Source organism: Streptomyces sp. NPDC032745 (assembly GCF_055579465.1).
This window is the reverse complement of the sequence record NZ_JBVING010000005.1, coordinates 177,859-196,956: the sequence shown is the minus strand read 5'-3', so window position 1 is coordinate 196,956 and position 19,098 is coordinate 177,859. Positions and strand designations below refer to the sequence as shown.

16 protein-coding genes are annotated in these 19,098 nt (G+C 74.3%); 3 read left to right on the top strand and 13 right to left on the bottom strand.

All coding sequences use genetic code 11. The features are described from left to right. Positions 1 to 174: 174 nt before the first annotated feature. The 3 genes from ACZ5WG_RS14935 to ACZ5WG_RS14925 are packed head-to-tail and all read right to left on the bottom strand — an operon-like array spanning position 175 to position 2,847. The gene (locus ACZ5WG_RS14935) at positions 175 to 1,200 is read right to left on the bottom strand and encodes an NAD(P)/FAD-dependent oxidoreductase (RefSeq protein ID WP_468723273.1); all 1,026 of its coding nucleotides are present in this window, start codon (positions 1,198 to 1,200) and stop codon (positions 175 to 177) included. Further along, positions 1,197 to 1,748, bottom strand: a complete 552-nt coding sequence (locus ACZ5WG_RS14930) for an isoprenylcysteine carboxyl methyltransferase family protein (RefSeq protein ID WP_468723907.1) — start codon at positions 1,746 to 1,748, stop codon at positions 1,197 to 1,199. The genes ACZ5WG_RS14935 and ACZ5WG_RS14930 overlap by 4 nt, the downstream gene beginning before the upstream one ends. A gap of 37 nt (positions 1,749 to 1,785) precedes the next feature. Beyond that, positions 1,786 to 2,847 carry a type III polyketide synthase gene (locus ACZ5WG_RS14925; protein ID WP_468723271.1) on the bottom strand — a complete coding sequence of 354 codons (1,062 nt, stop codon included), beginning with the start codon at positions 2,845 to 2,847 and terminating at the stop codon, positions 1,786 to 1,788. A gap of 223 nt (positions 2,848 to 3,070) precedes the next feature. Between ACZ5WG_RS14925 and ACZ5WG_RS14920 the strand changes: the two genes are divergently transcribed. Beyond that, complete coding sequence (locus ACZ5WG_RS14920; RefSeq protein ID WP_468723269.1) at positions 3,071 to 3,862, top strand: UbiA family prenyltransferase; 792 nt, start codon at positions 3,071 to 3,073, stop codon at positions 3,860 to 3,862. 57 nt (positions 3,863 to 3,919) lie between these two features. On the opposite strand, the gene ACZ5WG_RS14915 is transcribed toward ACZ5WG_RS14920, so the two are convergent. Continuing rightward, positions 3,920 to 4,972 (bottom strand): PHP domain-containing protein, encoded by a 1,053-nt coding sequence (locus ACZ5WG_RS14915; protein WP_468723268.1) that lies wholly within the window; start codon positions 4,970 to 4,972, stop codon positions 3,920 to 3,922. Between the two features lie 163 nt (positions 4,973 to 5,135). Here ACZ5WG_RS14915 and ACZ5WG_RS14910 point away from each other — a divergent pair, with 163 nt between their 5' ends. Further along, complete coding sequence (locus tag ACZ5WG_RS14910; RefSeq protein ID WP_468723267.1) at positions 5,136 to 6,497, top strand: FAD-dependent oxidoreductase; 1,362 nt, start codon at positions 5,136 to 5,138, stop codon at positions 6,495 to 6,497. A gap of 67 nt (positions 6,498 to 6,564) precedes the next feature. Here ACZ5WG_RS14910 and ACZ5WG_RS14905 read toward each other — a convergent pair whose 3' ends face one another. After that, positions 6,565 to 7,053, bottom strand: a complete 489-nt coding sequence (locus ACZ5WG_RS14905) for a hypothetical protein (RefSeq protein WP_468723266.1) — start codon at positions 7,051 to 7,053, stop codon at positions 6,565 to 6,567. Between the two features lie 138 nt (positions 7,054 to 7,191). Continuing rightward, positions 7,192 to 8,424, bottom strand: a complete 1,233-nt coding sequence (locus tag ACZ5WG_RS14900; protein WP_468723265.1) for an amidohydrolase — start codon at positions 8,422 to 8,424, stop codon at positions 7,192 to 7,194. A 169-nt stretch (positions 8,425 to 8,593) separates the two neighbouring features. On the opposite strand from ACZ5WG_RS14900, the gene ACZ5WG_RS14895 reads away from it, so the two are divergent. Next, on the top strand, positions 8,594 to 8,767 hold the full coding sequence (locus tag ACZ5WG_RS14895) for a thiazolylpeptide-type bacteriocin (protein ID WP_007268044.1): 174 nt from the start codon (positions 8,594 to 8,596) through the stop codon (positions 8,765 to 8,767). Between the two features lie 83 nt (positions 8,768 to 8,850). On the opposite strand, the gene ACZ5WG_RS14890 is transcribed toward ACZ5WG_RS14895, so the two are convergent. Genes ACZ5WG_RS14890 through ACZ5WG_RS14860 form a run of 7 tightly spaced genes read right to left on the bottom strand, consistent with a single transcriptional unit; the run spans position 8,851 to position 19,086 of the window. Next, positions 8,851 to 10,812, bottom strand: coding sequence for a TOMM precursor leader peptide-binding protein (locus ACZ5WG_RS14890; RefSeq protein ID WP_468723263.1), 1,962 nt, complete (start codon positions 10,810 to 10,812; stop codon positions 8,851 to 8,853). Next, positions 10,809 to 11,564, bottom strand: coding sequence for an ABC transporter permease (locus ACZ5WG_RS14885; RefSeq protein ID WP_468723262.1), 756 nt, complete (start codon positions 11,562 to 11,564; stop codon positions 10,809 to 10,811). The genes ACZ5WG_RS14890 and ACZ5WG_RS14885 overlap by 4 nt, the downstream gene beginning before the upstream one ends. Further along, entirely contained in the window at positions 11,561 to 12,526 is a 966-nt protein-coding gene (locus tag ACZ5WG_RS14880; protein WP_468723261.1) for an ABC transporter ATP-binding protein, read from the bottom strand. Before ACZ5WG_RS14880 ends, ACZ5WG_RS14885 begins: the two co-directional genes overlap by 4 nt. 39 nt (positions 12,527 to 12,565) lie before the next feature. Continuing rightward, positions 12,566 to 13,693, bottom strand: a complete 1,128-nt coding sequence (locus ACZ5WG_RS14875) for a metalloprotease (RefSeq protein WP_468723260.1) — start codon at positions 13,691 to 13,693, stop codon at positions 12,566 to 12,568. After that, on the bottom strand, positions 13,690 to 14,745 hold the full coding sequence (locus ACZ5WG_RS14870; protein ID WP_468723259.1) for a lantibiotic dehydratase C-terminal domain-containing protein: 1,056 nt from the start codon (positions 14,743 to 14,745) through the stop codon (positions 13,690 to 13,692). The genes ACZ5WG_RS14875 and ACZ5WG_RS14870 overlap by 4 nt, the downstream gene beginning before the upstream one ends. Beyond that, positions 14,733 to 17,462, bottom strand: a complete 2,730-nt coding sequence (locus ACZ5WG_RS14865) for a lantibiotic dehydratase (RefSeq protein ID WP_468723258.1) — start codon at positions 17,460 to 17,462, stop codon at positions 14,733 to 14,735. Before ACZ5WG_RS14865 ends, ACZ5WG_RS14870 begins: the two co-directional genes overlap by 13 nt. Positions 17,463 to 17,505: 43 nt before the next feature. Further along, entirely contained in the window at positions 17,506 to 19,086 is a 1,581-nt protein-coding gene (locus ACZ5WG_RS14860; RefSeq protein ID WP_468723256.1) for a SagB family peptide dehydrogenase, read from the bottom strand. Between the last annotated feature and the right edge of the window lie 12 nt (positions 19,087 to 19,098).

Here is a 19,098-nt window from a genome sequence, read left to right as displayed (position 1 = left end):
AACACGCGAAGGAGCCCCGCAATACTCCACTCTCCGGCCACCCGGTCGCCCCCCCCCCCCCCCCCCCCCCCCCCTCCCCACCCCCCCCCCCCACCCCCCCCCCCCCCCCCCCCCCCCCCCCCCCCCCGCCCCCGTGGCATGCGTACGTCGGCCGGTACCGCCGGTACCGCCGTCCTACGCGAGCAGGTTGACCCCGTGCGTGAACACCCTCGGAAGCCGGGCCGCCAACGGGACGATCCGCCCCGCTAGCCGGGGCTGCCGGCGCGCCCAGAGCAAGGACGCGGTGAGCGTGCGGTAGCTGCGCGACAGCTCCCGCCAGGCCCGCTCGTACGCCTGCGGCCGGCCCTCCCGTACGCAGCGGACGAGTGCGCCCGCGGCCGTCACGGCCAGGGTGAGCCCCTCGCCGGTCAGCGCGTCCACGTACCCGGCGGCGTCCCCGACGAACAGCACCCGCCCCGCGACCCGCGCCCGGGCCTGCTGGCGCAGCGGCCCGGCGCCGCGCACCGCCGAACCGGAGCTCCCGGCCAGCCGCTCGCACAGCAGCGGGAACCGGGCCAGTTGTACGTCGAAGGGGGCGCGTTCGGTGGTGAGGACCGCCACGCCGACCCGGTCGGGCCCCAGCGGGGTCACGTACGCCTCGCAGTGCGCCGACCAGTGGACCTCGACCAGATCGCTCCAGGGCTCCACGGCGTAGTGGCGGCGAAGCCCGTAGCGGGGCGGCCGGCCGGGGGCGGGCGGCGCCGCCAGGCCCAGGCCGCGCCGGACGGGGGAGTGCAGGCCGTCCGCCGCCACGAGGTGGCGGGCCGTCAGGCCGGCCGCGCCGACCCGGTCCGCGTCCTGGCGGACCTCGCCCACGCTCCGCGCGAGCACCCGTACGCCCAGCCGTTCGGCGCGTTCGGCCAGCGCCGCCTGGAGGACGGTGCGGCGGGTGCCGAGGCCCGGCCCGGTGCGGAACAGCCCATCGGCGTGCAGGCCGCTCACCCCGTCCAGGTAGCGGATGCCGCGGAACGGACTGCCCGGCACGCAGATGCCGAGCTCCTGGAGCCGGCGGACGGCCCCCGGCATCAGACCCTCGCCGCAGGCCTTGTCGATCGGGGTGGGGCGCGGCTCCAGGACCACGACCTCCATCCCGGCCAGCGCCCCGTGGATGGCCGTGGCCAGCCCGGCCGGGCCGCCGCCCGCGACGAGCAGGTCGATCACCGGGCCCTGCCCTCCGCCGGTGCGGCACTGCGGTAGACCGGCGCGGCATGGGCCAGCGCGTCCTCCTCACAGCGGATGCGTACGCCGAGCAGCAGGAGGTTCAGCACGGTGAATCCGGCCGCCGTCATCCAGGCGGTGTGCACCAGCGGCAACGCCGCACCCTCCACGACGACCGCGACGTAGTTCGGATGGCGCAGCAGCCGGTACGGCCCCGCCGCCACCAGCGGCAGCCCCGGGACCACCAGCACCCGGGTGTTCCAGCGCGGGCCGAGGGTGCCGATGCACCACCAGCGCAGGCCCTGGGCCGCCAGTACGAGGGCGAGCGCGGGCCAGCCCAGCGCGGGCAGGAACGGGCGGTCTGCGACGAGTGGCTCCACCACGCAGCCCAGCAGCAGCGCGGTGTGCAGGGCGACCATGGCGGGATAGTGGCCGCGGCCGTACTCGATGGCGCCGCGGGACAGGCTCCAGCGCGTGTTGCGGCGGGCGACGGCGAGCTCGGCGAGCCGCTCGGCCACGACGAGAGCCATGAGCAGCAGGTACAGGTCCATCGGGTTGATCGGGTTGATCGGGTTCATCGGCATGAGGTCACCAGCGCAGGAGGACGAGTTCGGAGGCGAAGCCCGGTCCGAAGGCGATCATCAGCCCGATCGAGCCCGGTGCGGGCGGCCCGGTGGTCTGGACCGCGTTCAGGACGTGCAGGACCGAGGCCGAGGAAAGGTTGCCCGCCTCCGCCAGCGAGCGCCGGCTCGCCGCGAAGGCGGAGTCCGGCAGCGCCAGCGCGTCGGCCAGCACGTCGAGGACCTTCGGCCCGCCGGGATGCACGATCCACGCGTCGACGTCCGGCGGCTTGAGGTCGTGCCCGGCGAGGAACGTCTCGATCTCCTCGGCCACGTGCAGCCTGACCAGGGCGGGCAGTTCACGGCCCAGCACCATCCGGAAGCCCCAGTGGCCGATGTCCCAGCCGAGGAGCCCCTCGGTGCCGGGGTACAGGCGGCTTCGCGTGGCGACCACCGAGGGCCCCGGCCTCGTCCCGTGCAGCGGATGGCCCCGGCCCACGGCGAGCAGGGCCCCGGCCCCGTCGCCGAAGAGGGCGCCGGCCACCAGGTTCGCCATCGAGGTGTCCGAGGGCTGCAGGGTGAGGGAGCAGAGCTCGGTGGACAGCAGCAGGGCCGCGTGGTCCGGGCGGCCCGCGAGGTAGTCGTGGAGGTGGCCGAGTCCGGCGGCGCCGGCCGCGCAGCCGAGGCCGAAGAGCGGCAGTCGCTTCACGTCGGGGCGCAGACCGGTCCGGGTGGCGAGGCGGGCCTCCAGCGAGGGCGTCGCGAGCCCGGTCACCGTGGTCGACATGACGAGGTCGACCTCGCGCGCCGTCAGGTGGCCGGCGGCCAGGGCGGCTTCGACGGCGCGGGTGCCGAGCTCCTCGGCCGTCTCCACGAAGAGGGCGTTCGTCCCGCCGAAGTCGTTCGACGGACCGTAGCGCTCCAGCGGGAGCGCGAGGTGGCGGGATTCGACGCCCACCGAGGCGTGCAGCCGGTGGAGCAAGGCGGTGTCGGCCCCCGGCGGCAGGAAGCGGGCGAGCGCCGCCGCGATCTCGGACTGGCGATAGCGGTGGGGCGGGAACACACTGCTCACTGCCAGGACGCGCGTCATTGATTCAACATAGGGAACAACTGACACTTCGTGATGAATCCTGCATACCGGGCGCGGCGCGGCGTACCGTGATCGCGTGCCCCCCGCCCGAGCCGCAGACGGAACTCCGCCGACTCCCGCAGCGCCCGTGCAGAGCGGCCGGCCTGCGCCCGCAGTCGGCCCGTCACCGCCCGCCGCATCCGGTCCGACGGGCCCGTTCGGGCTGCTGGGGGCCTGTCACCCGGTGCCCGCGGTCGCCGTGACGCTCTTCGCCGCCGCCCTCGCCGCGGCCGTGGGGCGCAGCCTTCCGGGAGCGGCGCTCACCGTGGCCGCGGTGGCCGCGGGCCAGCTGTCGGTGGGCTGGTGCAACGACCGGGTGGACCTCCGCCGGGACCTGGCCACGGGCCGCCGCGACAAACCCCTGGTCTCCGGGACGGTACGGCCCGCCGCGGTGACGGCCGCGGCGCTCACGGCCCTGCTGCTCTGCGTCCCGCTGTCGCTGGCCTGCGGATGGCTCGCAGGCTGCGCGCACCTGTGCGGGGTGGCTGCCGCCTGGTCGTACAACCTGTGGCTGAAGGGCAGCGCCGTCTCCTGGCTCCCGTACGCCCTCGCCTTCGGGCTGCTCCCCGCCTTCGTCACCCTCGGCCTGCCCGGTGCGCCCTGGCCGCCGTGGTGGCTGACGGCCGCGGCGGCCCTGCTGGGTGCGGGGGCGCATTTCGCCAACGTGCTGCCCGACATCGACGACGACCTGGCCACGGGCGTGGTGGGCCTGCCGCACCGGCTCGGCGCCCGGCGCTCGGCGGCCGTCGGGGGGCTCCTGGTCCTCGGCTCGGCCGTGGCCCTGGTCGCCGGGCCGTCCGGGCGGGTGCCCCCGTACGGCTGGGTGCTGCTCGCGGCGACGGCGGCGGCGGTACTCCTCGGGGCGGGCCTGCCGACCGGCCGGAGCCGGATCCCGTTCCTGGCCACGATGGTGGTCGCCGGGGCCGATGTCGTGCTGCTGCTGGTACGCGGGGCGGACCTGGCCGGGCTCCGCTGACGCGGTCCTCGCCGACGCGTCCTCAGGGCGCCGGTGGCCGGGCGCCGGACCCTCGGCTCAGGCCGCGGCCGCCGCGGTCGGCGGACGGCGGGTCCGGGTCCACTCCAGCAGCCGTTCCCGCGGCCAGGTGTTCACGACGCGCTCGGCCGGCACCCCGCACTCCACGGCCCGTTCGCAGCCGAGCAGCTGCCAGTCCAGCTGGCCCGGGGCGTGGGCGTCCGTGTCGATCGCGAACAGCGTGCCGGCCTCCACGGCCAGCCGCAGCAGTCGGCGCGGCGGGTCCAGCCGCTCGGGCCGGCTGTTGATCTCCACGGCGGTCCCGGATGCGGCGCAGGCGGCGAAGACCGCCTCGGCGTCGAACTGGGACTCGGGGCGGGTCCGGCCCGTCACCAGCCGTCCCGTGCAGTGGCCCAGGACGTCCATCAGGGGGTTGCGTACGGCCGCCAGCAGCCGCCGCGTCATCGCGGGCGACTCCATCCGCAGCTTCGAGTGGACGGACCCGACGACCACGTCCAGCTGATCCAGCAGCTCCGGTTCCTGGTCCAGCGAGCCGTCGAGCAGGATGTCGCATTCGATGCCGGTGAGCAGCCGGAACGGCGCCCACGTCTCGTTCAGCTCCGCCACCACCTCCAGCTGCTCGCGCAGCCGCTCCGGCGAGAGGCCCCGGGCGACGGTCAGGCTCGGCGAATGGTCGGTGAGTACGGCCCACTCGTGGCCCAGCTCGACCGCCGTCCGCCCCATGGCCTCGATCGGGCTGCCGCCGTCGGACCACTCGGAGTGCAGATGGCAGTCCCCGCGCAGGGCCGCGCGCAGGGCGAGGGCGGCAGCGCTCGCCGGGGGGCCTTCGGGGTGCGCCGCGACCTCGTCCTCGAGGTTCTGCAGGTAGGCGGGGATCGCCCCGCCGACCGCCTCCCGCACCACCTGGGCGGTCTTCGGCCCGATGCCCTTGACCGCTTCGAGGGTTCCGGCCCCGGCCCGCTCCCGTACCTCGTCCTCACCCATACGAGTGAGGGCGGCGGCCGCCGTCCGGAAGGCCTGCACCCGGTAGGTGGGCGCCTGCCCGCGCTCCAGCAGGAAGGCGATCCGCTCCAGCGCCGCAACCGGATCCATGGGGTACCTCCTGGTTCCAGTGTGACGGGCAACCCCAAGGATGTCTTGGGAAAGTCATAAGTCTTGTTTATGGGGTCATAACCGGGGGGCGGGTGCCGGGTTAGGGTCGCCTTAGTTTAGGGTTCTCTTGATCCAGTCTTTTGTCGGTCGAAGGGAACCTGTCATGCCTCGCCCCCTGCGGGTAGCAATCGTCGGTGCCGGCCCCGCCGGAATCTACGCCGCCGATGCGCTGCTGAAGTCCGAGGCGGCCGCCGAGCCGGGTGTCTCCATCGACCTGTTCGAGCGGATGCCCGCCCCCTTCGGCCTGATCCGGTACGGCGTCGCCCCCGACCACCCGCGGATCAAGGGCATCATCACCGCCCTCCACCAGGTGCTCGACAAGCCGCAGGTCCGCCTGTTCGGCAACGTGGACTACCCGAACGACATCAGCCTCGACGAACTCCACTCGTTCTATGACGCCGTGATCTTCTCCACCGGCGCGACCGCCGACCGGGCGCTCGCCATACCCGGCGTCCAGCTCGACGGCTCCTACGGCGCCGCCGACTTCGTCTCCTGGTACGACGGCCACCCCGACGTGCCGCGCACCTGGCCGCTGGAGGCCGAGAAGGTCGCCGTGCTCGGCGTCGGCAACGTCGCCCTCGACGTCGCGCGCATCCTGGCGAAGACCGCGGACGAGCTGCTGCCGACCGAGATCCCGGCGAACGTCCACGACGGCCTCAAGGCCAACAAGGCGCTCGAGGTGCACGTCTTCGGCCGCCGCGGCCCGGCGCAGGCCAAGTTCAGCCCGATGGAGCTGCGCGAGCTCGACCACTCGCCCAACATCGAGGTCATCGTCAACCCCGAGGACATCGACTACGACGAGGGCTCGATCGCCACGCGCCGCTCCAACAAGCAGGCGGACATGGTCGCCAAGACCCTGGAGAACTGGGCGATCCGCGACATCGGCGAGCGCCCGCACAAGCTCTTCCTGCACTTCTTCGAGTCGCCCGCCGAGATCCTCGGCGAGGACGGCAAGGTCGTCGGCCTGCGCACCGAGCGCACCGAGCTCGATGGCACGGGCAACGTCAAGGGCACCGGCCAGTTCACCGACTGGGACGTCCAGTCCGTCTATCGCGCCGTGGGCTACCTCTCCGACGAACTGCCCAAGCTGCCGTGGGACGTCGACAGCGGCACGGTCCCGGACGAAGGCGGCCGCGTGATCGAAGCCGGCGCGCACCTGCAGTCGACGTACGTCACCGGCTGGATCCGGCGCGGACCGATCGGCCTCATCGGCCACACCAAGGGCGACGCGAACGAGACGGTCGCGAACCTCCTGGACGACCACGCGGGCGGCCGCCTGCGGACGCCCGCCGCGCCTGCGCCGGAGGCCGTCGAGGCCTTCCTGGCCGAGCGGAACGTCCGCTTCACGACGTGGGAGGGCTGGCACAGGCTCGACGCGGCCGAGAAGGCGCTGGGCGAGCCGCAGGGCCGCGAGCGCGTGAAGATCGTCGAGCGCGAGGACATGCTGAAGGCCAGCGGGGCGTAACCGCCGGGCGTTCTCGATCGGGTGGGGGCCGCCGGCGGTGGTCCCCACCCGCATGTCCGCAGCGTCGTCAGTCCTTGATGGCGAGGATCTTCCGGGTCTTCAGATCGGCCTGGACGTGGAGCCGGGTGGTGTCACTGCCGCTCCAGGTCAGGGTGACGGTGGCATTGGTCTTGCCCATGCCGCTGTCGACGTAGGTGACCTTCCACTCCAGCGGCACGTTCTGGGCGTGCAGGACGCCGTCCGCGTGGTTGGTCTCCTCCCACTTCTCCAGCTCGCGCTGGAGCGGTACGGAGAGGTAGGCGGCCCGCAGCTGCTTCGCGCGGGTGCCGTCCCCGTCGTACACCGCGTCGATGTACGCGCCGTAGAAGGTGGCGATCCGGGAGAACGCGCCCTCCGGGCTGCCGGACACGGACGGCGCCGCGGCGGCGGCAGCCCGGCCGTCCTGCAGCGCGGCGGCGGCGCCGGTCGCGGAGGCGCTGGAGACGAAGGCGAGAGAGAGTGCGGCGGTGGCCGCGAGGGCCAGGGAAGCGGTGCGCTTGGCCGGAAGCTTGAACATCGTTCGGACCTTTCGCCGTGCCGGTCAGCCGGTTTGCCGATGTGCCGAGTAGCTGAACCCATCGACGCCGCCACTCCGGCGGACGGTTCTCGGAACGTGCGAAATGGCCTGAATGCGACGCAGATGGCGTACAGCCGCCTATCGGGGCGAACCCAGACAGGCCAGCGCCGCCGCCCGCAGGGCCCGCACGCCCGCCGGGAGCGCCGTGCGCACGTCCGGCGCGAAATCCGGCGCATGGTTGGCCGGCAGGACGGCCAGCTTCTCCGCCGCCGTCGCGCCCGGCGCCGCCGCCCAGGCCGCCGGGCCGATCACCCCCAGCATCCAGTACGCCAGGCGCACGCCCTGCACCCCGTGCAGCGCCCGGCCCGCGTCGCCGAACAGCCCGAAGTCCTCCGTGGCCAGGGAGGGCGGCCACATGGCCACCCGCTCCGCGCCGAACTCGGCCCCGTGCGCTGCCCGTACGGCCGCGGTGGTCTCCGGGTCGGGATGGGTGACGGGCGAGGACCCGACCCGGACGACCTCCGGCTCCCGGGGGCAGTCCGAGGCGGCGCACTCGGCGCGCACGATCCGCTCCACGGCGTCCGCCGCCCGCGTCAGTGCGGCCTCGCCGGCCGCCCGTACGGTGACGCCCAGCTCGGCCCGGTCGGGCACGACGTTCGCGCGCTCGCCCGCCCGGAACGAGCCGACCGTGACGGCCACCTGCTCCGACGGCGCCGCCTCGCGGGCCACCACCGTCTGGAGCCGGGTCACCACATGGGCCGCCGTCACCACCGGGTCCACGCTCAGATGCGGGGCTCCGGCGTGCCCGCCGCGGCCGTGCACCACGATGCGGAAGGTGACGCTCCCGGCCGTCATCGGCCCGTACCCGTGTGCGACCATCCCGGCCGGCAGCGGAGCCGCGTGCTGGGCCAGGACGGCGTCGGGCCGTCCGACCCGCTCGTACAGCCCGTCCGACAGCATCGCCCGTGCGCCCTCCAAGGTCTCCTCGGCCGGCTGCCCGACCACCACGACCGTGCCTTGCCAGGCGCTCGGCTCCCGGGCCAGCAGGGCGGCGGTCCCGGCCGCCGCCGCCAGATGCAGATCGTGCCCGCAGGCGTGCGCCGCCCCGCCCTCGCTCGCGTACGGCAGCCCGGTCCTCTCGCGGACCGGCAGGGCGTCCAGCTCGGCGCGCAGCAGCACCGTCGGCCCGTCGCCGTTGCGCAGCACCCCGGCGACTCCGTGCCCGCCGATCCCGCGCGTCATCGCGTACCCCTCGGCCTCGAGCGCGTCGGCGAAGCGCCCCGCGGTGCGCCGTTCCTCGCCCGACAGCTCCGGATCCCGGTGCAGTTCCAGGTAGAGGGTGGTCAGCGGCCTGATGAGAGCGGAGAGCATGGCCCCATGGTCGGACAGGGCCTGCGGGGCGCAGGCGTCAGGGCGCTGACACTTCCTGTCAGCGGGGTGCCAGCGGTCCGGGGGGTGAGGTGACGGCGCGACCGGCTCTGATGGAGGGGCAACACGCAAGGCCCGTCACCACGTGGCCGCACCGACCGAAGGAGCCATCATGGAGAAGTCGCCCCTCGCCTCGCTCGCCGACGAGATCCTCGAGCTCGAGTCCGAGACCTTCGAGATCTCCGACTACTCGGACGCCAGCGAGGTCGTGCTCGCCGGTTCCACGAGCTGCAGCTCGACATCGACCTGTTCCTCGACCACCAGCACGACCTCCTGCAGCGCCTGACCCCGGGTCGGACCGCACGCACACCGGTGCCCCGGCCCGCGCAGCGCGCGGGCCGGGGCACCGGTCGCAGGAGGCGAGCGGCGTCAGGGGAACGGATGCGGGACCATCCGGATCTCCGCCTCCGTCAGATCCGTCTGCCGCAGCCCCGCCCGGCGCGGCGCCGTCCGCAGCCGCGGCAGGTACGGAGCCCGCTGCCGCGACCACCCGAAGTCGATCGGCAGCAGTCCCGGCACCACCGCGCACACCGTCCGCAGCCCGATCCGCAGCTGCTCGGGGGTGGTCTGGTCGACGACGATCACATCGTGCCCCGCCCCCGTCAACTCCCGTACACAGCACAGGAGATCGTCGCGGAGATCGCCGGTGGCCGGCCGGCCGCCGGAGCTTTTCGACCGGTGCGGCCACGACCGGTACAGCGCGTCCATCGGCCGGACGGCCGCCGGCTGGGTGTAGGGCCGTACGTACGGGGCCATCCGGGGCAGCCCGTACAGCTGGGCGTGGTCCTTGAGGTGCCGCACCAGGCCGAAGTCGCCCGCCATCGCTTCCAGTTCGCCCCGGCGCTCCGCGACCTGCCGCGGCAGGTGCGGGATGTACGTGAGGACCTCGGAGAGCGCGGCCTCCACGGCGGCCACCGGATCGAGCGCCGCGCCCGCTCCGAACGCGAACAGCCCGGGGCCGCCGTCCCGGCGCACGGCGAGCCCGGTCACCACGGGCACCGCCAGATCGATCCGGTTGTCGAACGCGTGGACCTCGTACCCCTGGAGCGCCGCCCGGTCCGCCATCTTCCGGACCGCCGGACCCGGCACCGAGGCCAGGTCGATCTCGGTCAGCGACAGCCCCGCGTACCAGGCGAGCAGGAAGGCGTCCCGCTCGATCAGTTCGAGCAGCGCACCCAGCACCGCCTCCTCCGTGCAGCTGCCGATCGCGCAGCCGTTGGAGCACTCGAAGACGAAGTTGTCGGCCGCCAGCCCCGCGCTGTAGTACACCAGCCGCGCCGGGACCAGCACCGGCCGGTCGTCGCGCAGCGAATGCCCGTACACCCACGGGATCGGCCGCTCAGGATCGAACGGCGACACCAGCGGATCGTCGCGGTAGGTCTCGCGAGCGTAGAAGCCGCACTCGGCCGGGTTCAGCGCCCGGTCGCCCAGCTCGGCGTACGAGGCGGTGAGCAGCGAGCCGCCGGTGCGGCGGTGCGTGCCGGCGTACCGCTCCAGCCCTTCGAGGAAAGCCAGGTCGCGGCTGGCGGTGAAGCTGTTGGCCTGCCCGCTCCAGGTGACGTCGGTGAGGCCCGCGTAGCCGCGCATGAAGACGCTGCCCGCGACGGGCGCGGTGGTGGGCGAGGTGATGTCGCTCCAGGTGCCGCCGCCGAGGACCCCGGTCACCGGATTGGCCAGCGCCGTGTACGGCACGGGGTACGAGGCGGCCGCGCGCAGCCGCTGCGCGCCCGGGTCGGGCTTGGGCCGGGAGGCGGGCGTGAACGGCGCGGGGGCGTCGGAGCCGCGCGGCCCGCAGTCCGGGCACAGGGGGTCGGCGGCCAGCGGATACGTACGGACCTGGAGGGTCTCCAGGTCCAGCCGGGAGACCTGGGGCAGCGCCCGGTCGGCCGCTGCCGGGCCGGGGGCGGTGGCGTACCCGCCGAACACCGCCTCGTGCAGCGCGTACGCCGCGTCCCGCAGGGCGGGCGGGAGCAGCGGCCACCGCGCGGACACGGGGGTGACCGGCCCGCTGCCGGTCTCCAGCGCGTCGCGCTCGCTGCGGCTGCGCAGCCGCTGCCAGCGCATCGCCAGGCATCGGCCGCAGGCCGGGGCGGAGCCGTCCCCGCCCCAGGGGCCGATCAGTACGGCCCGGGCGCTGAGGTGGACGGTGGCGGCCTGGCGCACCGCCGCGAACGGGTCGGCGGCGCGCGGTCCGAGCGCGTCGTGCACGCCCAGGGTGACCACGTCCGCGCCGAGTCCGGCCAGTGCCCCGGCCAGTTCGCGCCGGGCCGCCTCCAGGGCGGAGCCGTCCGGGGCGCCGGAGCGGCGGGAATCCGGGAGCGTCGCCGTCATGTCCGGTTGCTCCAGCGGAAGGTCTTGAGCCCGATCGCACCGAACAGCAGGGCGAAGCCGGCCAGGGCCGCGCAGCCGGTGCCGATCGTCCCGAGCGAGCCCGATCCCGTGAGCGCGCCGGTCGCGGCGTCGTTGAGGTAGCGCAGCGGCAGGACGCGGGAGACCGATCGGAGCCAGGACGGCATCATGTCGAGCGGCAGGAAGGAGCCGGACAGGAACGCCATCGGCACCATCATGCAGTTGGCGATCGCGGCGACCGCCTCGGGCGTGTTCGCGTACGTGCCGACGATGACGCCGATCGCCATGAACGCCGTGATCCCGAGGGCCAGCGCGGGCAGTACCAGCGGCCAGCGTCCGTCGAGCTCCAGCCCGAACCCGGGGAGCATGGCGACGGCCACGAACACCGCGGCCTGCACGACGCCGACGACCAGCGCCAGCACGTACCGCGAGGCCAGCACGGTGGTCAGCGGGGTCGGGGTCAGCCGGATCAGCCTGAGCAGGTCGTCGCGCCGCCACTGCATCAGCGTGAACGCGATCCCGAAGACGGCGGCGTTGGCGACACCCCACGACATCACGCCGGGCGCGATGTACGAGATGTAGGGGCGGCCGCTCTCCTCCACGTCCTGGCCGCTGAAGATCAGGCCGAAGACGACGAGGAAGAGGAGGGGGAAGGCGAACGTGAAGAAGAGGGTGGCCTTGTCCCGGACCTGCGCCCGGTAGCCGGCGGCCGTCAGGGCCGTGTACGCGCTCATGCCTGGGACTCCGTGGGGTGGGGGTGTGCGGGGTGTACGGGGTGGGCGTGGCCGGTGAGTTCGAGGTAGACGTCTTCCAGCGTGGCCGTACGGGTCAGCACCCCGTCGAGCCCGGTGAGCGCGTCGACGGCCTGGAGCACCTTGCCGGGCGCGGCGGTCTCCAGGACCAGCGAGCCGCCCTGGAGGCTCGCCCGGTCCACCCCGGGCAGGGTCCGCGCCTGCGCGAGTTCGATCCGGCCGACCGGCAGCAGCAGCCGCGAGGGTGCGCCGGCGGCGGTGACCAGCCGGTGCGGGGAGTCCAGCGCGGCGACCTTGCCGTCGACGAGTATGGCCACCCGGTCGCACAGGGCCTCGGCCTCGTCGAGGTGGTGGGTGGTGTAGACGATCGTGCGGCCCTCGCTCTTGAGGACGCGCAGCACCTCCCACAGATCGCGGCGGGCCTGCGGGTCCAGGGCGGCGGTCGGTTCGTCCAGGAAGATCAGCTCGGGGCCGTGGACCAGCGCCGAGGCGATGGCCAGGCGCTGGCGCTGTCCGCCGGAGAGGTTCTCGACGAGCACGTCGCGTTGCCCGGTCAGCCCGACGGTCTCCAGAGTGCGGTCCGCGGCCGCCGGTTCGGTGCGGTACAGCCCGGCGACGGTGGCGAGGTGCTCGCGCGCGGTCTGGCGTACGAAGAAGGCCGAGGCCTGGGTCTGCACGCCCATCCGGGGCAGCAGCTCCGTGTTGCGCGGCCAGGGGCTGTGGCCCAGTACGCGCACCGAGCCGGAATCTGCCTGCCGCAGACCCTCCATGATCTCGATGAGGGTGGTCTTGCCCGCGCCGTTGGGGCCGAGCAGGCCGAAGAACTCGCCGCGCAGGACGTCGAGGGAGACCCCGTCCACGGCCTGGCGGTCGCCGTAGCGTTTGCGTACGTCCCGGACGGCGATGGCCGAGGAGTCGGGGGGCTGGGTGCTGTCGGTCGTCATGGGCGGTGCATTCCCTCGGTGTTGTCGCGGATGTCGGGCTCAGGAAGGAGAGGAGGAGGTGGCGGCGACCGCGTACCAGACGGCGGCCGTCAGCGCGCAGGCGGCCAGCAGGACGACGACGGCCGAGCCGATGGCGTAGCCCAGGTAGATCCGGCGCGCCCGCACGGGGTAGGCGGCCGCGGCGGCCCGGTCGCGCAGCCGCAGCCGCAGGTAGGCGGAGCCGGCGGGCGCCAGCCGGGTCACGCGCAGCGCGTGGCCGAGCATCGTGTAGCCGTCCAGCGGCGGCAGCGGGACGAGGTTGACCAGGGCCTGGGCGCTGCCGAGCAGCAGCAGCGCGCCGAGCACCCTGCCGGTGGGGTCGCCCGGCGCCAGGGCCGTCCACCAGCCGAAGAACGGCAGCAGGAAGAGCAGGTTGGCGAAGGCCCCGGCCCCGGCGACGGCCAGTTGGTCCCGGCGCCGGCGCAGATAGCGGTAGTTGTCGACGGTGCAGTACATGATCGCCACGGGCAGCCGCCAGCGCAGCCCGATCTCGCCGACGGTCCCGCCGGCATGGCGGGCGGCGATCCCGTGCGCGAACTCGTGCAGCACCGTACTCAGCCACAGCAGCGTGGCCACGGCCAGCAGCGGCACCGGATGCGTGGCCAGCCACCGGAGATCGCGGACGAGTTCACCGGCCGAGGCGGCGAGCACCCCCTCCATCGTCAGACAGACCACGAGCAGCAGACCCAGCACCGCCGGGTGCAGCGTCGGCCGCAGGAACCGGTGCAGCCGGGCCGTCGTCGCATCGGCGTCCGCGACCAGCCGCAGCGTGCCGCGCAGCAGGTTTCCGGTGCGCTGCGGGCTGCCCGCGGCCTGCGCTTCGGCGGGCGGCGGACCGCCCGCGAGCAGCCTCCGGGCCCCGAGCAGGGCCAGCAGCTGCTGCCAGTTCCGCTCGCCGAGCCGGCGGCCGAAGGCCTCCCCGTACGCCACGCCGATCTGCGCGAGCGTACGGGTGCCGTCGAGGCGCGAGACGAGGAAGAACTCCTTCGGGCCGATCTCGAACGAGGCCCCGGACACCGGGTCCTTGACCAGGTGGACCACGGCCGGCCCGTTGAGCAGCGGCGGGGACAGCAGGATGCCGGGGCGCAGCGCCGGCCGGAGCTCCAGCAGTTCCGCGGGGGTGCTCACGGACGGACCGCCTCGGCGCCGCGGGCGTCCTCCCGCAGCACCCGGCCGAGCAGATGCGCGAGATAGGCCTCGTCCCGGATCGTCACGTGCAGCCGGTTGTTGGTCATGTGCAGGTACGGGGAGAGCAGCAGCGGCAGGGCCACCGCCGGATCGGTCACCCGCTCGTCGCGCGTGCCGTCCCAGGAGCGGAAGACCAGCTCCCCGGCCTCGGCCAGCTCCTCGGCCCGCGCACGCAGCTCCCGGCAGTGCTCCGCCCACCCGGCCAGGAAGCCGGGGAGCCGGCCGGTCTCCCCGGCGGCGAGCGCCTCGCGCACGGCGGCGAACCGCCGGGCGATCCCGGGCCCGGTCTGCTCGTACGTACGGTCGTACTCCGCCGAGCCGATGAACCCGGTGCCGGGGAACGCCCGGTGCCAGAACTCGTAGTAGCGGTCGAGGTAGCCGCCGAGCTCCTCCCGGTCGGGCAGGAACACCCCCGCCATCACCATCATCAGCTGCGCCGAGGTGCCCAGCAGCACGGTCCGCAGGTGCAGGTTCATCCCGCTCAGCGCGTCCAGGACGAGATCGCTGGAGTGCGCGAAATGCCATTCGGCGAGCTCGACTCCGGCCGGGCCCCCGTACTTGCCGTACTCGGGCTCGTACGGCTCGTACGCGTGGCTGTTGTTGGGCCGCAGGTTCATCCGGCCGTCGGGGCCCATGAACGCGGCCCGGTCGCCGTCCGGGAACTCGATGTCGAACAGGGTGTTGTAGAACTCGTTGAGGAACCCGGAGTCGACCTCGTAGAGCGCGGGCCGGGCCTTGAGGAAGGCGGCGACGGCCTCCTCCGTGCGGCGGCGCACCTCCGGCGCCGCCTCCGGTCTCGCAGGCCGCAGGCGCAGCCGTACGTGCGGCCCCTCCAGCCAGTAGTTGATGAAGAAGTGCCCGGCGAGCAGGCCGTCCTGCGACAGGCCGGCGATCAACGGGCGCACGCACTGCACCAGCAGGGGCGTCGGGTTGGCGGCGTAGAAGATGTGCACGGCCTGCCACGCACCGAGCTCCTCGGTCAGCTCTGACATCGGGATCCGCCTTCCGGGCGTCGGGTGAGGGTCGTGAAGGTCTCGACGGCGAGCTCGGCGACGTGGGCGCCGCGCTCGGAGTACGTGTGCAGCCCGCCGGGGTCCGGGAGCATCTCGCGGAACACCACCCGGTGGCCGGGCTCGCGCAGCAGCGACTCGAACGCCGCGAGTGAGAGCAGACTGGCGAAGTCGACGTACTGCGGCTTGGCCCCCAGCGCCGACGGCCCGGCGGAGACGGTCGCGAACACCCGCTCCGGCAGTCCGTGCCCCCGCCGCCAGCGCTGCCAGTCCAGGAAGTGCCCGGCTTCCTGCGCGCCCTGCACCGGCAGCTCTCCGGCCGTGGTGGTCCAGCTGCGCCGGCTCAGCACGACGTCCCCGTGCACCACGCGCGGCCGGGTGCGCACCCCGCCGTGCGCGGCGCCCTCCGGCACACCCGCCCACACGTCCAGCGGTGACATCGAGGACGGGGAGAGCAGCAGCAGGGTCCGCGGGATCGCCGGCAGCGCGAGCGGGACGAGATAGCCGAGGTACACCGGGATCACCTCGCGGCCGAGCCGGTGCGAACGCAGCACCACCCGGCCGGTGTCCGGCACGTGTTCGGCGTACAGGTCGTCGAGGTGCAGCCTGCGGTCCTGGGGCAGGGTGCCGCTCTCGCCCGGGCAGACGATCTCGTAGTCGGTCAGCGGGGCGTGCAGATTGAGATTCGTGGTCACCGGGCCGCCGGTGACCTCGGCGAACACCGCGCCCGGCGGGGTGACCCCGGCGGCGGTCGCCCGCAGCCCCTCGGCCAGCCCCGGACCGTCCTCGTCCACGTGCGTGAAGCGGCTGAAGGGGAAGGACAGCCCGCCGTACGAGCGGTTCAGCACGGTCAGCCGCTCCCCGGTGGCGGGATCGCGGGCCAGCTGGAGATGGTGGCAGCGCGGCGCGAACCCGGACAGCACCGGCTCGAGTTCCCGTGCCACCGCCTCCATGTCGTCCTGGCCGAGGCGGAGTTCGCCCTCGCCGTGCTCCCCGTACGCCGACCAGGCCGCCCGCATCCGGGCGACGAAGGCCCGCCGCGCCTCGTCCAGGGCCCGGATGCCCGGCAGGGCGAGCCAGTTCTCCTCGGGCACGTACTCCCCGCGCGCGTCGAAGGGCGTACGGCGGGCGGTGAACGACAGGTACTGGTCGAAGAAGTCCTCGTGGAAGTCGTGGACCAGGCCCAGCAGGTCCTCGCAGCGGCCCCCCGAGCCGTAGCGGGCGGTGAAGAACCCCTCGAAGGTGATCCGCTGGGCCAGCGTGAGGTCGAAGGCCGGCAGGATCCGCTCGACGGAGCGCAGCGCCCCGCCGCGGCCGCCCGCCGCCGCCCAGGCGGGCTCCGGGCAGGGCAGCTCCCGGCCCGCGCTCACGTCCTCGTACAGCAGCGTCTGCGGCAGTACGGCGTCGGGGGCGCCGAGTTCGGCCTGCACCAGGTGCAGGCCGCAGCGCAACTCGCGCAGCAGCTCTGCCCGTTCGCCGGACCCGGCCGCCGGATAGCGCTCCAGTACGGCGGCGGGCCCGTCGAGCAGCGCGGCGAGGGCATCCGCCCAGGGCCGCTGCAGGGCGGCCAGCGACCGCCGGAACGCGCGCAGCGGGTCCCCGTCGTGCACCTCGGTGTCCAGGCAGGGCACCCGCACCATGCCGAGCTGGAGCAGCGCGCCGATGTACGCCTCGCAGTCGGCGGGCGCCGCCCCGTGCTCGGCCGCCAGCCAGTCGGCCAGCTCGTGGTGGCGCAGTTCGGGCTGCTCCGCGAACAGGGCGAGCAGCCGGTCCAGGGTGCCGCTGCGGCGCAGGAAGAACAGCCGGTCCTTGACGGCGTCGAAGGTGACTGCCGCCGCGTCGTCGCCCGCCGTTACGGAGCGGCGGACGTAGCGGATCCGGTCGTCTTCGCGCCCCCAGCCGGAGGCCGGGCGCAGCGGCAGGTCCCGCCGCCGGACCGGGTCGGCGAGGATCAGCTCGGCGAGCCGGACCAGCACCACGACGTTCAGCCGGACATGACTGGTCCACCGGTCCGCGGCCCGGATGCCGTCCCCGGGCGCGGCGTCCGGGGTGAACCGGCCCGTGGCCACCGCGGTGAAGGTGCTGAACGGGCTCGTCTTGCAGGCCGTGCGGTAGACGTACGACAGCACCGAGCGCTCCGCCTTGCGGGCCCGGCCGCCCGGCACCCCGGTGGCCCGCGCGTACGCGTCGAGCTGCGCTTCGAGTACCGGCGAGGCCAGCAACAGGCCCATCCGCAGCCGGTCGTCCCCCAGCAGCCCGCGCAGTGCGGCGCGGCCCCGCCCGAGATCCCCGCCGAGCAGCCCGGCTCCCTCGGCCAGCAGCGCATCCAGCCGGCGCCGCCGCAGCACCCAGGCCGCGAGGTGCCCGGCCGCGACGCCGTCGACGTCGGAGACCTCCCGTACGGCCGCGTCGGGGTCGGCGGGCAGCTTCCCGTTGTGGATCTGGCGCCGCAGCCGCAGCAGTGCGCGGCGCCGGGCCGCGCCCGGGCCGCCCGGTCCGGGGTCGGTCGCGCCGACCGCCTTGTGCAGCGCCTCGCTCAGCAGCTCGGCGTCCGCGCGCAGCGCTTCCTCGGCGGAGAGCACGTCGGCCGCCCAGCGGCTCGTGTCCGGGCAGCGCAGCGCATCGACGGCGGCGAGGGGCAGGCCGGCCACGCGCAGCATGAAGCGGTCGCCCGCCTGCCATTCGGTGGTGGTGTTCATCCTGATCGTCCTGGTTCTGTCGTCGGTGGGGGCGCGGTCGGGATCAGGCGATCTCATGGCGGAAGTCGGCGGGCTGCGGCCGCTCGTGGCCGAGCAGCATGATCAGCAGCGGCGCCTCGTCGGTGCCGGTCAGGCCCAGCTCCTCGACGTGGCTGACGGTGTCGAAGCCGAGCGCCACGCCCGCCCCGAGCCCGTGGGCCGCGGCGGTCGTGTAGAAGGTCTGCGCGACCGCGCCGATGGCAGCGCCCACGAGCCGGTAGCCGCGGTCGCCCACCGCGTCGAGCACGGCCGTGGTCCGCACCGTCGGCACGATCACGGCGCCCGCCTGCTCCAGGTTGTAGTTGGAGAGGAAGTAGCTGCGCTGCAGGAACGGGCCGGGCGGGCCCGGTACCACCAGGCGCAGGGTGCGGGCCGCCGGATCGTAGGCGTACCCGCCGGGCGCGACTCCCCCGACGTGGTTGACGAAGACGTACAGCGAGGTCAGCCGCGGCCCGTCGGGCCGCTCGGCCTCGCTGCCGACGGCCGTGGCGGCACAGTCGGCCAGTACGGCGGCCAGTTGCTCCGCGCCGACGGGACGGCTCGCGTCGAACCGGCCGAAGCTGCTGCGCCGGGCCCGCAGCGCCGCGGGGACACCCACCGGTGCGGCGGCGGGTGCGGGCAGCGGCAGCGGCTCCGTACCGCGTGGCGGATGCGCGGCGGCGGAGTCGAGCGCACCGGGCGCCGGGCGGTCAGTGGCGCGGCCGAGGGTGGCCCGGTGGATCCGGTCCAGGGTCTCGAAGGCCAGGACGAGGCGGGAGCGTTCGGAGTCCCGGTGGCGGACGGCCGCGGGAGCGGCCGTGGCGAGCGCCGGGCCGCCCAGGCTCGGGACCACGTCCGGACGGCCGCCCTCCCACACGAGCGGGACGACCGCGAAGACCCCCTCCTCCCGGTGGTCCACGCCCAGCAGGCGGGCGAGCCGTTCCTCGTCGAACCAGAGCACCGGATCGATCCGCAGCCCGTGCGCCTGCGCCCACAGCCGCCAGGTCTGGAGCACCGTGCCCACGTCCATGCTCACGGCGTGGAAGGAGAAGCTGTTGTACTTGAAGGAGTTCTGCCAGTACTTGACGCTCAGGACCAGGTACTGGGAGGCGCCCGAAGCGTTCGCCGGGGCGTCGGCCCCCAGGGCGTCGCGGACGTCACCGGTCACATCACCGGCCAGCAGCCGCCGCAGCCCGTGCTGGTGCGGCGCGTAGTGGTACACGCCCGGGGCGAGCGGCCCGCCCGGACCGGCAGCCCAGTGGACGGCGACCGGATACAGCCCGCCCCCGGAGGCGGTGCCCCGGGACCAGTTGGCCTGCGGATAGTGGGGCAGCGCAGCCAGGTCCGTATTGGCCTGGACGCCGAGACGGCGGCCGGTCAGGCCGTACGAGTCCTGCAGCATCCCGGAGAGCAGCGGCAGGCTGAACCCCCGGGCCGCTCCGGTCGAGGGCCCGGGCGCCGGCTCGGGCAGCGGCAGGGTCTCGGCACCTGGATGGAACTTCGCCTTGCGCGGCCGGTCGGCCCAGTCCGGCACGAAATCGACGGGCTCCATCGGCACCCGGCCGCGGTGCATGATGGCGGTGGCGTAGTCATGGGCGTAGCCCACAGGTCCTCCTAC

Coding starts and splice junctions, on each gene's coding strand:
- ACZ5WG_RS14910 (WP_468723267.1), top strand. CDS start 5,136: ATGCCTCGCCCCCTGCGGGTAGCAATCGTCGGTGCCGGCCCCGCCGGA.
- ACZ5WG_RS14870 (WP_468723259.1), bottom strand. CDS start 14,745: ATGTCAGAGCTGACCGAGGAGCTCGGTGCGTGGCAGGCCGTGCACATC.
- ACZ5WG_RS14905 (WP_468723266.1), bottom strand. CDS start 7,053: ATGTTCAAGCTTCCGGCCAAGCGCACCGCTTCCCTGGCCCTCGCGGCC.
- ACZ5WG_RS14895 (WP_007268044.1), top strand. CDS start 8,594: ATGGAGAAGTCGCCCCTCGCCTCGCTCGCCGACGAGATCCTCGAGCTC.
- ACZ5WG_RS14900 (WP_468723265.1), bottom strand. CDS start 8,424: ATGCTCTCCGCTCTCATCAGGCCGCTGACCACCCTCTACCTGGAACTG.
- ACZ5WG_RS14880 (WP_468723261.1), bottom strand. CDS start 12,526: ATGACGACCGACAGCACCCAGCCCCCCGACTCCTCGGCCATCGCCGTC.
- ACZ5WG_RS14885 (WP_468723262.1), bottom strand. CDS start 11,564: ATGAGCGCGTACACGGCCCTGACGGCCGCCGGCTACCGGGCGCAGGTC.
- ACZ5WG_RS14915 (WP_468723268.1), bottom strand. CDS start 4,972: ATGGATCCGGTTGCGGCGCTGGAGCGGATCGCCTTCCTGCTGGAGCGC.
- ACZ5WG_RS14865 (WP_468723258.1), bottom strand. CDS start 17,462: ATGAACACCACCACCGAATGGCAGGCGGGCGACCGCTTCATGCTGCGC.
- ACZ5WG_RS14890 (WP_468723263.1), bottom strand. CDS start 10,812: ATGACGGCGACGCTCCCGGATTCCCGCCGCTCCGGCGCCCCGGACGGC.
- ACZ5WG_RS14930 (WP_468723907.1), bottom strand. CDS start 1,748: ATGGACCTGTACCTGCTGCTCATGGCTCTCGTCGTGGCCGAGCGGCTC.
- ACZ5WG_RS14925 (WP_468723271.1), bottom strand. CDS start 2,847: ATGACGCGCGTCCTGGCAGTGAGCAGTGTGTTCCCGCCCCACCGCTAT.